We start from the raw sequence: 13,090 nt of genomic DNA, 5'->3' as shown, positions 1-13,090 counted from the left end.
TTCTCCTGTAGCTTATGTCCGGGTTAGCCGACCGATATCACACGGTCCGACGGATTGGCAGCGTAGAGCTCCTCGATCAATTCGGTGCGATGCTCGAGCACCGCGCGCTGGTTGATCGAGCCCTTGTCGGTGACCTCGCCCTTGTCGATCGAGAGCGGCGCGTCCATCAGGATCGCGCGCGTGATCCGGGTCGAGGATCCGGTGGCTTGGCTGAGGAAACGGGTCAGGCGTTCGCGAAAAGCCTCGCGCACCAGCCGGTCGCGGGTCGCGACGACGAGATCGTCGGTCGGCAGCGTCGGGTTGATCAGCCGGCAGCCGTCGAGGTCGAGCACGACCAGCGCGGAGACCTCGTCACGGTTGATGCCGGCGATGACGACGTCACGCACCAGCGGTGCGCAGGCCGCAGTGAGGCGCGCGCGCAGCGGGCCGACGCTGACCCAGGTGCCGCTGGCGAGCTTGAAGTCCTCACCGACACGGCCGTCGAAATCGAAGCCTGCGTTGAGATCATCGGGATCGGCGGGCTTGAGCGCATCACCCATCTTGTAAAATCCTTCCTCGTCGAAGGATTTCGCGCTGATGTCGGGCTGACGCCAGTAGCCGGGCATGACGTTCGGCCCCTTGGCGCGCACTTCCAGCTTGCCGTTGTTCGGCACCAGCTTGGCGTCATTGCCTGATACCGGCAATCCGACATGGCCGGAGCGGCTGGTGCGCGGATTGACCGACATGAAGAACGGCGCGGTCTCGGTCGCTCCCAGGCCGGTCAGCATCGGCACGCGGTAGCCCTTTTCCTTCACCGCGAGCTCGTCGAGGCTGTCCCAGATGAAGGGCGACAGCGCGGCGCCCGAGAAGAACATCGCGTGCAGGTGGTCGAAGAACTTTGCGCGCAGGCCCTGGTCATCGCGCAAATAGGGCAGCAGCGATTCATAGCCCTTCGGCACGTTGAAATAGACTGTCGGCGAAATCTCCTGGAGATTGCGCACGGTCTCCTCGATGCCGCCGGGCATCGGCTTGCCGGCGTCCAGATACATCGAGCCGCCATTGTAGAGCGTCAGCCCGATATTGTGGTTGCCGCCAAAAGTGTGATTCCAGGGCAGCCAGTCGATGATGACGGGCGGCTCGTCCTTGAGGAAGGCGAGCGTCTCGCGCAGCATCACCTGGTTGGCGCAGATCATGCGCTGGGTGTTGATGACGGCCTTGGGATTGCCGGTCGAGCCCGAGGTCAGCAGGAATTTTGCGATCGTGTCGGGGCCGATCCTACCGTGGACCTCGTCGAGATCGCTGCGGATCGGCGTCGCCATGAGGTCGGCGAGCAGGGTGACGTCGCGGCCCGGCACGTGGCCGTAGGACGCGGCGATCTCGGTGCCGAGCGAGACGTTGGCGGCGAGCGCATCGGCGAACTTGTCGGCATCCTCGGCGAAGACCAGGCCGGGCGTCAGCAGCTTCATCAGATAGGACAGCTTGCCGTAATCCTTCGACACCAGCGAATAGGCCGGCGACACCGGGCAGAACGGAATGCCGGCATAGAACGCGCCGAAGGCGAGCAATGCGTGGTCGATCGAGTTGCCGGAGAGGATGACGACCGGCCGCTCCGCCGACAGGCCGCGCGCGATCAGGCTGGATGCGATGTGACGGCTCGCGACCAGCAGCTCGGCGTAAGTGATCTTGCGCCAGCCGCGGCCGCCTTCGCGCTCTGCCATGAAGACGCGGTCCGGCGTGGTGTTGGCCCAGTGATGCAGGCGGTCGGTGAGGCGAACCGGATAATCGCCGAGCGGCTGCTTCGGCCGCAGGTAGATCGTGCCGTCGTCGCGGCGTTCGATGTCGACGACGGGGTCGCCGAACGAGATGGGCCGCAGCGGGAAAGTGCTCGCGCCGCGCTCCATGCTGGAAGAGGACGGCTGCGCGCTCATGACTTGGGCTTTACCTTTGCGGTCTTGTGTTCGAGGAACTCACGGATCCGGCGCTTTGCCTCCTTGTCGCTCTGGGCGACGGTCGCCATCAGCGATTCCATCAAGAGACCCGTTTGAGGATTGGCCTCCGCGATCATCGGCAGCGCCTGGAGCACGGCGAAATTCGTCAGCGGCGCGTTGGAGGCGACCTTGGTCGCGAGCTCCATCGCCTTGCCGAGCCCGTTGCCGGCCTCGGTGACATATTGCGCAAAGCCGTAGGAGGCGCCTTCGGTCGCGCTATAGACGCGGCCCGTCAGCATCATGTCCATCATCCGGGCGACGCCGATCAATCGCGGCAGCCGCACCGAGCCGCCGCCGCCGACGAAGATGCCGCGCTGTCCCTCCGGCAGCGCGAAATAGGTCGAGGGCTCGGCGACGCGGATATGCGCCGAGCACGCAAGCTCCAGCCCGCCGCCGATCACGGCGCCCTTCAGCGCCGCGATCACGGGGACGCGGCTGTACTGGATGCGGTCGAACACCCGGTGCCACATCTGGGAATGGAGCAGGCCGCCGGTCGCGTCATGCTCGGTCAGCTCGGAGAGGTCGAGGCCGCTGGAGAAATGGTCGCCGATGCCGTGGATGACGACCGCGCCGATATCCTCGGGCAGGGACGCAAAACACTCGCCGATTTCCAGGATGATGCCGTCGTTGAGCGCATTGCGCTTGGCCGGCCGGTTCAGACCCACGGTCAGAACCCGGTCCGCCCTCTCGATCCTCAATAGCCCGGAGGCGCCCGCGTCAGCGGTCTCGGCGTTTCCCTGTGTCATTTGCGTCCTTATAAGAATAGTTATGTTGTATAACGAATTTGGCGGGAGTCAATATAGAGCCGGGCGGCGATCCTCACATTCGGTTCGTCCCGGCCTGGTGCGCAATTGCGCACGTGGCGCCGGGACCCATACTCCCGGAGGGGAATTTGGCGAAGATTGGTCGTTTGGAACCCCGACCGCCGGAATCGACAGATCACGCGGTATGGGTCCCGGCTTTCGCCGGGACGACGAGCGGGGAGCGTTGAGAGGTCGCCGCCCTTCACATCACCTGATGCACGTCGATCACGACGCGATCCGCATGGCGCGCGGCTGAGCCGACGAAGATGTGCTGCATCAGCCAGCGATAGTTCTCGTGCCCGGTCTCGAACCGCGGCACGGTGCGGAAATAGATCAGCTTGGGATCGACTGGCTCGCCGCGCTTGAGCTTCTGCAGCAGTTCGACTGGCCCGAATCGCATGCCCTTGTTCTCGACATAGACAATGGCGCCGTCGTCGGTCTCGAAGGCGTACTTCGCCTCCAGGTCGATCAGCTCGTTGGGGCGGATGGTCTGGAAGTCGGCGCCGAACGGCAGCACCTTGCCATTGATCGCGCCTTTCACCTCGCCGCCGATGATCGGGATGATGCGGCGAACGCCGATGCCGGTCTCGCCGGCGGTGACGACCTCGCCGATGCGCGCGGTGATGGTGAAAGCGTATTTCGTCTCGAGCGTCGGTGTCGTCATCGCTTCACCCTGTCAATTCGCCATCATCCGCGTCGGCAGCCAGGTCGCCAGCAGCGGGAAGGCGATCAGGATCACGAGGCGGATCAGGTCGGTGACCACGAACGGAATCACGCCCTTGAAGATCGTGGAGAAGGACACGTCCTTCACCACGCTCTTGATGACGAAGACGTTCATTCCCACAGGCGGGTGGATCAGGCCGAGCTCGACGGTCATGACGATGATGACGCCGAACCAGATCGGGTCGAAGCCGAGATGCGTGATCACGGGGAAGATGATCGGCACGGTGAGGATGATCATCGCCATGGCGTCCATCAGGCAGCCGAGCACGAGATACATCACCATGATCAGCGCCAGCACGCCGTAGCTGCCGAGACCGAGGCCGGTGAGGAATTCGGTCACCTTCTGCGGCGTCTGCGTCACCGTCAGGAAATAGCCGAAGATCAGCGCGCCGATCAGCACGGTGAAGACGGCAGCCGCGGTGCGCGTCGCCTGGAGCAGCGAGGCCAGGATCTTCTCGCGGTCGAGCCGGCCCGTCAGCACGCCGATGATGAACGCGCCGGCGGCGCCGACGCCGCCGGCTTCCGTCGGTGTGAAGCGCGGCAAATAGGGCAGGCCGTAGAGGCCGCCGATCACGAACACGAACAGCAGCACCGGCGCCCAGATCTCCTTCAGCCCGGCAAAGCGTTCGCGCCACGGCGTCACCTTGCCCTTGGGCAGGAAGTCGGGCCGGAAATAACCGATCAGGAAGATCGTGATCATGTACATGCTCATCGCGAGCAGGCCCGGGATGATGCCGGCGATGAAGAGCTTTCCGATGTCCTGCTCGGTGATGATGCCGTAGACCGCGAGCACGGTCGAGGGCGGCAGCATCGCGCCCAGCGTGCCGCCGGCCGCGATCACGCCGGTGGCGAACGATTGCGGATAGCCGAAGCGGCGCATCTCCGGGTAGGCGACGGCGGAGAAGGTCGCGGCGGTCGCGACCGACGAGCCGCAGATCGCGGCAAAGCCGCCGCAGGCGCCGACGGTGGCGATGCCGAGCCCGCCGCGCAAATGGCCGACGAAACCGTTGGCGGCGCGGAACAGCTCGCGGCTCATGCCGGAATTGGACACGAACGAGCCCATCAGCAGGAACATCGGGATGACGCCGAAGGTGTAGTCGGTCACCGTGCGCATCGAGGTCTGGCCGACCAGCTTCAGCGCGGCCGTGCCGTTGACGAGATAAGCGAAGCCGGACACGCCGACGAGGCCCATGGCCATGCCGACGGGCACGCGCAGCAGCATCAGGACAAACAGGGAAACGAAGCCGAGAACGGCGACGGCATCGGTGCTCATGATTACTCCATCGCCTTCAATTTGGGATCGTGCATGTCTTCGGGATGGAAGATCAGGCGGTAGGTGCGGATCGCGATCAGCAGCACGGCGCAGACGTCGCCGACCCAGGCGATCGCGAAGAACGGCCAGGTCGGCATGTGCATGTCGAAGGTCAGGACATTGTCGTTGTAGGTGCCGCGCACCTTGTCGAACAGCGTCCAGGTCTGCACGGTCACGACGAACAGCAGCACCAGGGTCGCGAACACGTCGATCCAGCGCTGATGGCGCGGCCCGACATTGCCCCAGACCAGGTCCACCGTGATATGGGTGCCGCGATAGGAGGTCGCGGCGATGCCCCAGAAGATGAGGATGCCGAGCAGCATGCGGCCGATGTCGAACGAATCGGGGATCGAATAATTCAGCGTGTTGCGCAAGAGCACCGACAGGAAGATGTCGAGCGCGACGATGCCGACGAAGCCGGCCGCGATCCATTCGATCGTGTCGATGACGCGGTCCATCCAGGAGCGCTTCATGGGGAAAAGGGTCCTTCCGACGAGTTCGAGGTGTGCCCGCGATGGAGCTGCGCTCCCTCCCCCGCTTGCGGGGGAGGGGTGGGGAGAGGGTGCTTCCACGATCGAGAACCCCCCAAGAGGAGGGAGCCCTCACCCGGCGCGCGGGACGATGCTTCGCATCGCCCGGATGCGCCGACCTCTCCCGCAAGCGGGAGAGGTGCCGCGAGTGTGCCGCAGCCCGCCGTTACTCCGCCAGCGCGTTGTACTTCTTCAGCGAAGCCTTCAGCTCCGTCAGCGCGGCGTCCGGATCGGCTCCGGCCTTCTTGGCGCCGTCACTCCAGGTCTTCACCAGCGGCTCGGACGCCTTCTTCCAGGCGGCGGTCTGTTCGGGTGTCAGCTTGTAGACCTCGTGGCCGGATTCCGCCTTCACCTTGTCGATGCCGGCATCCTCGAACTTGCCCCAGTGCTCGCCGACCACGCCCGCCATCTCGACCGAGCAGTTCTTGTCGATCGCGGCCTTCTGCTTGTCGGACATCGCGTTGTACTTGTCCTTGTTGATCACGAACACGAAGGTCGTGGTGTAGAGCGGCGCCTCCATGTCGTATTTGGTCACCTTGTCGATGCCGAACAGCACGAGGGAGCCCCAGGGGAAGGTGACACCGTCGGCGACGCCGCGCTCGATGATGTCGCGCACCTCGGGCGCCGAGGACTGCACGTTGGTGCCGCCGAGCGAGGTCACGAAGTTCGCCATGGTGGCGTGCGCCGGGCGGATCTTCAAGCCCTTGACGTCCTCAGGCAGCACGATCTTCTTGCTCTTGGAATGGAAGGAGGAGGGCGAGTGGACGAAGGCGAGACAGTATTTGACGTCCTTCATCTCCTTCTCGGCATATTTGCGATACCAGGCGTCCAGCCCCATCGAGCCGCCCTTGGCGTCCGAGATCAGGAACGGCAGCTCGCCGGCGCCGACGATCGGGAAGCGGCCGGGCTGGTAGCCGGGATTGACATAGGTGACGTCGGCGATGCCGTCGCGCGCCATGTCGTAATGGTCGAACGCCTTGCCGAGCTGCTGGGCCGGAAACACCTTGCCCTTGATGGTGCCGCCGGAATCCTTCTCGACCGCGGCGGCCCAGTCCTCCAGCGATTTCTGCAGCGGATGCGAAGCCGGCACCCAGTGCGAGATCTTCAAATCGAAGGTCTTGTCCTGCGCGAAAGCGGGCGTCACGCTTGCGGCCAGCAGCAAAGCCAGACAGGCTTTCCTCATCACACGTCTCTCCCTGTTGTCGACGGCGGGCTTCGTTGGCCCGGACTCGTTAATTAACATGTTATCTAAATGGCGGACGCGTTCAAGCCGGAACTGGCGCGCACTTCGCCGCGCCGTCTGCGTCAGCCATGCTGCATGGATTTGTCGCTGCCCGGCGACGGCCCTCCCCTTTTGCCCAACCGTTATATGATATAATTATCGTGCGCGGAGCAATGCGACAAGCGAGCCGCGAGGAAAGCCTACAGGATCGGAAGGAGCAAGTATTGCGGACAAAGGTCGCAATCATCGGGGCCGGACCGGCCGGATTGTTGCTTGGGCAACTGCTGCACGCCTACGGCATCGACAATGTCATTCTGGAGCGCCAGAGCCCGGATTACGTGCTCGGCCGCATCCGCGCCGGTCTGCTGGAGGAGGGAACCGTCGCGCTGCTCGACCAGATCGGCGCCGGTGCGCGGGCACATGCCGAAGGCCTTGTGCATGAAGGCATCGAGCTCGCCTTTTCCGGCCGCCGTCACCGCATCGACATGAAGGCGGCGACCGGCAAGACGGTCATGATCTACGGCCAGACCGAGGTCACGCTCGACCTGATGAACGCGCGTAAAGCGGCCGGTCTCGTCTCGGTCTACGAGGCCAGGGACGTGCAGCCGCATGATTTCGACGGCAGTCACCCGCGCGTGACCTGGGTCAAGGACGGCGTCACCCACGAGATCGACTGCGATTTCATCGCCGGCTGCGACGGTTTCCACGGCGTCAGCCGAGCCAGCGTCCCGGCCGGCGCGATCGAGGAGTTCGAGCGGATCTATCCGTTCGGCTGGCTCGGCATTTTGTCGGATACGCCGCCGGTCAGCGATGAGCTGATCTACTCCAACCACGCCCGCGGCTTTGCGCTTTGCACCATGCGCTCGACCAGGCGCAGCCGCTACTATGTGCAGTGTTCGCTCGACGACCATGTCGACCAATGGCCGGACGACCGCTTCTGGGACGAATTGAAGCGCCGGCTCGACCAGGAGGCGGCCGACAGCCTCGTCACGGGCCCGTCGATCGAGAAGAGCATTGCGCCCCTGCGCAGCTTCGTCGCCGAGCCGATGCGCTTCGGCAAGCTGTTCCTGTGCGGCGACGCCGCCCACATCGTGCCGCCGACCGGCGCCAAGGGCTTGAACCTGGCTGCCAGCGATGCCCATTATCTGTCGAACGGCTTACGCGAATTCTACGACGAGAAATCCAGCGCCGGCCTCGACGCCTATTCCACCACGGCGCTGGCGCGGGTCTGGAAGGCGGTGCGCTTCTCCTGGTGGATGACCTCGATGCTGCACAAATTCCCCGACACCGGCAGCATCGGCGCCCGCATCCAGCTCGCCGAGCTCGACTACGTCACGCAGTCGCAGGCGGCGATGACGTCGCTGTCGGAGAATTACGTGGGGCTGCCGTTCTAGGGCGGTGAAGTTGGTGCCGTAGGGTGGGTTAGCCCTGCGATTGCGCGAAGCGCAATCGCTTGGCGTAACCCACCTCTTCTGCTTCCGCGGATACAGACGGTGGTGGGTTACGCCTTCGGCTAACCCACCCTACGGCCTTTGCTTGCGATAACGACACCGCCCATTTCAAACACCCGCGCAAATGCCGTTTAAAACTTTGTAGGCGGTGAAACCGTCATCCACATCGCGTTCAATGGCGGCAGCCACACACACGCGAGACCGCCATGACCTCCACCGACATCCCCGCCGGCTTCGAGCCGCTGTTCCGCAAGAGCCCTCTCACCGAGCCCTGGGAGCCGCTTTACTCGAAGAACACCGACAAAGCCGTCATCATCGGCCTGCGGCTGGCAAGACCCCATACCAACGGCCGCGGCCTGATCCACGGCGGCCTCATCACGGCGCTCGCCGACAACGCCATGGGCTATAGCTGCGCGCTGGTGACGAACTGGACCACGTCGTTCGTGACGGTCTCGCTCTCGGTCGATTTCGTCGGCTCCGCCGAGATCGGCCAGTGGTGTTCGATCGAGAGCGACGTGATCAAGACCGGCAAGACGATCTGTTTCGCGCAGTGCCTGATCAAGGCCGACGACGCCGTGATCGCAAGGGCGAGCGGCACGTTCCGCGTGGTGCCGAAGAAGGGGTGATCTCTCCGTGTCCCGGACGCGCTGCAGCGTGCAACGCTGCTGCGCAGAGCCGGGACCCATGTCTCGACATGATATCGCGCCGCCTTCTGGGCCCCGGCTCAATCGCATCACTGCGTGCTGCGATGCGTCCGGGGCACGCCTACCCAAACCTCCACTCCGCCGTCTCCACCACGAGATCGACGAACGCGCGCACCTTGGCCGAGAGCAGCCGCGAGGTCGGGTAGACGATGTGGATCGGCAGCGCCGGCTGCTCGTATGTCGCCAGCACGATTTTCAGCCGTCCGCGCTTCAGCCCCTCGGCGGCTTGATAGGCCAGCACGCGCGTCACCCCGCCGCCGGCCTCGGCGTATTGCAGGGCGGCGTCGGCGCTGTTGCTGATGAAGCGGGGCGATGGCGTGACCTCGATGTCGCGGCCGTCCTGCACGAAGTGCCAGCTGGCGAAGGGCCCGAACTGAATGGTCTGGTGTTCGAGCAACGCCTCCGGCGTCCTCGGCTCGCCGTGGCGTTTCAGGTAGCCCGGCGTCGCCACCACGATCCGCCGCATCTCGCCGACCTGGCGCGCCACCAGCGAGGAATCGGCGAGATGACCGATCCGCACCGCGACATCGACGGCGTCCTCCACGAGATTGACGAGATGGTCGGACAAGCGCAATTCCCCGCCGACCTCGGGATAGCGCTTGAGATAGTCGGTCATGACCGGCCCGACATGCAGCCGGCCGAAGCCGACCGGCGCCGATACCACCAACCGTCCGCTCGGCCGGTGGCGCTCCTCCCGCGCCGAGCCGTCGGCCTCCTCGACATCGGCGAGGATGCGCCGCGCGCGCTCCAGATAGCGCGTGCCGACGTCGGTCAATCTCACCTGCCGGGTGGTCCGCTGCAGCAGCCGGGCGCCGAGATGCTCCTCGAGCGCCGCGATCAGCCGCGTTACCGCCGAGGGCGACAGGTGCAGCTTGCGCGCCGCCGGCGCAAAGCCGCGCAGATCGGCAACGGTGACGAAGACGTGCATGGCTTCGAGGCGGTCCATCTCATTATTGCTTATATCGCAACGATGAAGTGTCAAGCGGGTAGATTGTTTTGACCGGCGAAAGGTCCATTTTAGCGGGCGAAGACGCAGCGATGCGCCGGAATTAGGAGACGTTCCGATGACGACAGCAGCCCACACCTATGCCAGCGACGTCGCCTTCACCCCCGCGGTGAAGGCGATCCAGGCGCGCAAGGGGTCGCGCGAGGCCTATGGCCGCGTTGAGCAGCGCGGCTGGCGCACCGAGGTCGATGAAAACCTCGAGGCGTTCCTGACGGAGGCCAACAGCTTTTACTTCGCCACCGCATCGGCGGACGGCCAGCCTTACATCCAGCACCGCGGCGGCCCGAAGGGCTTCCTCAAGATCCTCGACAAGCAGACGCTCGCCTTTGCCGACTATGCCGGCAACCAGCAGTTCATCACCCAGGGCAACCTCTCGGAGAATCCCAAGGCCTATATCTTCGTGATGGACTACGCCCATCGCCGCCGGGTGAAGATCTGGGGCGAGGCGCGCGTCGTCGAGGACGACGAAGCGCTGACGACGTCGCTGATGCCGAAGGGCTACCGCGCGCGGCCGGAGCAGGTGATCCTGTTCAAGATCGCGGCCTGGGACACAAACTGCCCGCAGCACATTCCGCAGAAGTTCGATGCGGGCGATGTCGCGGCAGCGCTGGCGGCGAGGGATGCGCGGATTGCGGAACTGGAGGCGGAGGTGGCGGCATTGAAGGGGGAGAAGGCGGTGGGGTGAGCGGCCCTCTTCGCCTCTCCCCGTACCCCACTGGTGTCATGCCCCGCGAAGGCGGGGCATCCAGTACGCCGAGGCATCTCGGTTCGAGCACAGCCGCCTCTGGGATACTGGATCGTCCGCACCAGTGCGCAAGCGCGCACAAGGCGGACGATGACGGATGAATTCGCGGGAAGGTCTCAGACCTAAATCGCACTCGTGCCTTCATGCTGGAAGCCGAGATAGCTCGCCGCGACGCGCTCGTTCGCGGCGATATCGCTCGCCTTGCCGGAGAGCACGAACTCGCCGAGTTCCATCACATAGGCCTGGTCCGCGATCTTCAGCGCGGCCTGCGCGTTCTGCTCGACCAGCAGCACGGAGACGCCGCTGGCGCGAAGCTCGGTGACGATGCGGAAGATGTCGGCGACGATGATCGGGGCAAGGCCGAGGCTCGGCTCGTCCAGCATCAGCAGTTTCGGCTCGCCCATCAACGCACGGCCCATCGCGAGCATCTGCTGCTCGCCGCCGGAGAGCGTGCCGGCGAACTGCTTGCGCCGCTCCTTCAGCCGCGGAAACAGCGTGTAGACCCGCTCCATCGAGGCCTTCGCCTTGCTCCGCTCGATGCGGAAGGCGCCGAGCTCGAGATTGTCCTCGACATTCATGGTCACGAACAATTCGCGGTGCTCCGGGACGAGGCCGAGCCCCATCGCGACGCGGTCCTCGATGTCGAGCCGGGCGAGATCCTGGCCGGCAAAAGTGACCCGGCCTTTCAGCGGCAGGATGCCCATGATGGCGGAGAGCAGCGTGGTCTTGCCGGCGCCATTGGCGCCGACGATGGTGACGATCTCATTCGCGCCGACCTCGAGCGAGACCGAGCGCACCGCCTCGACCTTGCCATAGGCGACATGGGCGTCGGTGACCGACAACAGCGCGCTCATGCCGCCACTCCGAGATAGGCCTTGATCACTTCGGGATTGGTCTTGATCGTGGCGGGGGTGCCTTCGGCGATCTTGGTGCCGAAATCGAGCACCACGATGCGGTCGGCGAGGTTCATCACGAAGCCCATGTCGTGCTCGACCAGGAGGACGCTCATGCCGCCGTCGCGCAAGTCCCGCAGCAGCTTGGCGAGCTGCTGCTTCTCCATGTGGCGCAGGCCGGCGGCCGGCTCGTCGAGCAGCAGCAGCATCGGATCGACGCAGAGCGCGCGGGCGATCTCGACGATGCGCTGCTGGCCGAGCGAGAGGCTGCCTGCGAGCTGATGCATCTGGTCGGCAAGGCCGACGCGCTCGATCTGGCGGGCGGCCTCCGCGAGCAGTTTGGCCTCGTCGGCGCGGTCGAGCCGCAGCATCGACGCGATCGGCCCGGAATGGCCGCGCAGATGCGCGCCGATCGCGACGTTCTCCAGCACGGTCATGTCAGGGACCAGCTTCACGTGCTGGAAGGTCCTGCTGATGCCGAGCTTGACGATCTCCTGCGGCGGCGCCTTGTCGACCTTCTTGCCGAGCACCGAGACCGAGCCTGACGTGGCCGACAGCACGCCGGTGATCAGGTTGAAGGTCGTGCTCTTGCCGGCGCCGTTTGGGCCGATCAGCGCGACGATCTCGCGTGCCTGGACGTCGAAGGAGACGTTGTTGACGGCGACCACGCCGCCGAACTGCTTTCGCGCCTTGTCGACCTGGAGCAGGATGTCGGACTCGCCGGGCGCGCGCGGACGCTGCTCCAGCTTCAGCGAGGTGTCCGGCTTCTTGCCGCTGGTCCGCTCCGGCAGGAACGACATCAGCCACGGCCACAGGCCGCCGGGCGCAAGTTGCAACAGCGCCACCAGCATGATGCCGAACACGATGGTCTCGACCTGTCCGGAGCCGGGCAGGATCAGCGGCAAATAGCTCTGCAGCACCTCTTTCAGGACCACGACGATCGCCGCGCCCAGGACCCCGCCCCAGACATAGCCGGCGCCGCCGACCACCGCGATGAAGAGATATTCGATGCCGGCTTGTGCGCCGAACGGCGTCGGGTTCACCGCGCGCTGGAGATGCGCGTAGAGCCAACCCGAGAGGCCGGCGAGCACCGCGGCATGGATGAACACCAGCAATTTGGCACGCGGCGTGTGCACGCCGAACGCCTCGGCTGCGACATGGCCGCGGCGCAGCGCACGGATGGCGCGGCCGGTGCGGGAATCCAAGAGGTTCATCGTCAGCAGCGCCGAGAGGATCACGGCGACCCAGATCGCGTAATAGATCGAGCCGGGCGAGAGCATCTTGAATGTGCCGATCGACAGCGGCGGGATCGCCGAGATGCCGTCGTTACGACCGAGAAACTCCAGCTTGCTGAAGAGATAGAACAGCCCGAGCCCCCAGGCGAGCGTGCCGAGCGGCAGATAATGGCCGGAGAGGCGGACGGTGATCAGCCCGAGCAGCACCGCCAGCGATCCGCTGACCAATAGCGACAGCGGCAGCGTCAGCCAGGGCGACAGGCCGTAGGCCGTCGACAGCACCGCGGTGGTGTAGGCGCCGAAGCCGACGAAGGCTGCCTGTCCGAACGAGGTCAGGCCGCCGACGCCGGTCAGCAGCACGAGGCCCATCGCGACGAGGGCCGCGAGGCCGATATTGTCGAGCAGCACGATCCAGAACGGAGGCATGCCGGGGACAAACGGGATCGCGGCCATGACGGCTGCGAAGACGATGATGGGAAGGCGGCTCTGCATTTCAGCC

Annotated in this window: 12 protein-coding genes; 3 read left to right on the top strand and 9 right to left on the bottom strand. The window is 65.1% G+C overall.

Annotated features, from left to right (window positions below; genetic code table 11):
• Positions 1–23 precede the first annotated feature (23 nt).
• The 6 genes from AABA86_RS03095 to AABA86_RS03070 form a co-directional block, all read right to left on the bottom strand.
• Positions 24–1,907 (bottom strand): feruloyl-CoA synthase, encoded by a 1,884-nt coding sequence (locus AABA86_RS03095; protein ID WP_338305688.1) that lies wholly within the window; start codon positions 1,905–1,907, stop codon positions 24–26.
• On the bottom strand, positions 1,904–2,713 hold the full coding sequence (locus tag AABA86_RS03090) for a crotonase/enoyl-CoA hydratase family protein (protein ID WP_028142148.1): 810 nt from the start codon (positions 2,711–2,713) through the stop codon (positions 1,904–1,906). The genes AABA86_RS03095 and AABA86_RS03090 overlap by 4 nt, the downstream gene beginning before the upstream one ends.
• A gap of 259 nt (positions 2,714–2,972) precedes the next feature.
• Positions 2,973–3,434, bottom strand: a complete 462-nt coding sequence (locus tag AABA86_RS03085; RefSeq protein WP_338305687.1) for a DUF3237 domain-containing protein — start codon at positions 3,432–3,434, stop codon at positions 2,973–2,975.
• Between the two features lie 12 nt (positions 3,435–3,446).
• Positions 3,447–4,766: a TRAP transporter large permease gene (locus AABA86_RS03080; protein ID WP_338305686.1), complete on the bottom strand. Its 1,320-nt coding sequence runs from the start codon at positions 4,764–4,766 to the stop codon at positions 3,447–3,449.
• A gap of 2 nt (positions 4,767–4,768) precedes the next feature.
• Positions 4,769–5,278, bottom strand: a complete 510-nt coding sequence (locus AABA86_RS03075) for a TRAP transporter small permease (protein WP_338305685.1) — start codon at positions 5,276–5,278, stop codon at positions 4,769–4,771.
• A gap of 223 nt (positions 5,279–5,501) precedes the next feature.
• The gene (locus AABA86_RS03070; RefSeq protein WP_338305684.1) at positions 5,502–6,518 is read right to left on the bottom strand and encodes a TRAP transporter substrate-binding protein; all 1,017 of its coding nucleotides are present in this window, start codon (positions 6,516–6,518) and stop codon (positions 5,502–5,504) included.
• Between the two features lie 263 nt (positions 6,519–6,781).
• Here AABA86_RS03070 and pobA point away from each other — a divergent pair, with 263 nt between their 5' ends.
• Positions 6,782–7,951, top strand: a complete 1,170-nt coding sequence (gene pobA, locus AABA86_RS03065; protein WP_338305683.1) for a 4-hydroxybenzoate 3-monooxygenase — start codon at positions 6,782–6,784, stop codon at positions 7,949–7,951.
• 263 nt (positions 7,952–8,214) lie between these two features.
• Positions 8,215–8,634, top strand: a complete 420-nt coding sequence (locus tag AABA86_RS03060) for a PaaI family thioesterase (protein WP_212245641.1) — start codon at positions 8,215–8,217, stop codon at positions 8,632–8,634.
• Positions 8,635–8,773: 139 nt separating this feature from the next.
• Here the strand turns inward: AABA86_RS03060 and AABA86_RS03055 are convergent, their stop codons facing one another.
• Positions 8,774–9,658 (bottom strand): LysR family transcriptional regulator, encoded by an 885-nt coding sequence (locus AABA86_RS03055; protein WP_338305682.1) that lies wholly within the window; start codon positions 9,656–9,658, stop codon positions 8,774–8,776.
• A 118-nt stretch (positions 9,659–9,776) separates the two neighbouring features.
• On the opposite strand from AABA86_RS03055, the gene AABA86_RS03050 reads away from it, so the two are divergent.
• Positions 9,777–10,403, top strand: a complete 627-nt coding sequence (locus tag AABA86_RS03050) for a pyridoxamine 5'-phosphate oxidase family protein (protein ID WP_338305681.1) — start codon at positions 9,777–9,779, stop codon at positions 10,401–10,403.
• 182 nt (positions 10,404–10,585) lie between these two features.
• On the opposite strand, the gene AABA86_RS03045 is transcribed toward AABA86_RS03050, so the two are convergent.
• Positions 10,586–11,317, bottom strand: coding sequence for an ABC transporter ATP-binding protein (locus AABA86_RS03045; protein ID WP_212245633.1), 732 nt, complete (start codon positions 11,315–11,317; stop codon positions 10,586–10,588).
• On the bottom strand, positions 11,314–13,083 hold the full coding sequence (locus tag AABA86_RS03040; protein ID WP_212245632.1) for a branched-chain amino acid ABC transporter ATP-binding protein/permease: 1,770 nt from the start codon (positions 13,081–13,083) through the stop codon (positions 11,314–11,316). The genes AABA86_RS03045 and AABA86_RS03040 overlap by 4 nt, the downstream gene beginning before the upstream one ends.
• Positions 13,084–13,090 lie beyond the last annotated feature (7 nt).

This window comes from Bradyrhizobium sp. TM233 (genome assembly GCF_036247965.1).
Lineage (GTDB): Bacteria > Pseudomonadota > Alphaproteobacteria > Rhizobiales > Xanthobacteraceae > Bradyrhizobium > Bradyrhizobium ottawaense.
The sequence above is the reverse complement of the archived record's forward strand: the minus strand, read 5'-3'. Positions and strand labels throughout refer to the sequence as shown.

Coding starts and splice junctions, on each gene's coding strand:
- AABA86_RS03095 (WP_338305688.1), bottom strand. CDS start 1,907: ATGAGCGCGCAGCCGTCCTCTTCCAGCATGGAGCGCGGCGCGAGCACT.
- AABA86_RS03090 (WP_028142148.1), bottom strand. CDS start 2,713: ATGACACAGGGAAACGCCGAGACCGCTGACGCGGGCGCCTCCGGGCTA.
- AABA86_RS03085 (WP_338305687.1), bottom strand. CDS start 3,434: ATGACGACACCGACGCTCGAGACGAAATACGCTTTCACCATCACCGCG.
- AABA86_RS03080 (WP_338305686.1), bottom strand. CDS start 4,766: ATGAGCACCGATGCCGTCGCCGTTCTCGGCTTCGTTTCCCTGTTTGTC.
- AABA86_RS03075 (WP_338305685.1), bottom strand. CDS start 5,278: ATGAAGCGCTCCTGGATGGACCGCGTCATCGACACGATCGAATGGATC.
- AABA86_RS03070 (WP_338305684.1), bottom strand. CDS start 6,518: ATGAGGAAAGCCTGTCTGGCTTTGCTGCTGGCCGCAAGCGTGACGCCC.
- AABA86_RS03060 (WP_212245641.1), top strand. CDS start 8,215: ATGACCTCCACCGACATCCCCGCCGGCTTCGAGCCGCTGTTCCGCAAG.
- AABA86_RS03055 (WP_338305682.1), bottom strand. CDS start 9,658: ATGGACCGCCTCGAAGCCATGCACGTCTTCGTCACCGTTGCCGATCTG.
- AABA86_RS03050 (WP_338305681.1), top strand. CDS start 9,777: ATGACGACAGCAGCCCACACCTATGCCAGCGACGTCGCCTTCACCCCC.
- AABA86_RS03045 (WP_212245633.1), bottom strand. CDS start 11,317: ATGAGCGCGCTGTTGTCGGTCACCGACGCCCATGTCGCCTATGGCAAG.
- AABA86_RS03040 (WP_212245632.1), bottom strand. CDS start 13,083: ATGCAGAGCCGCCTTCCCATCATCGTCTTCGCAGCCGTCATGGCCGCG.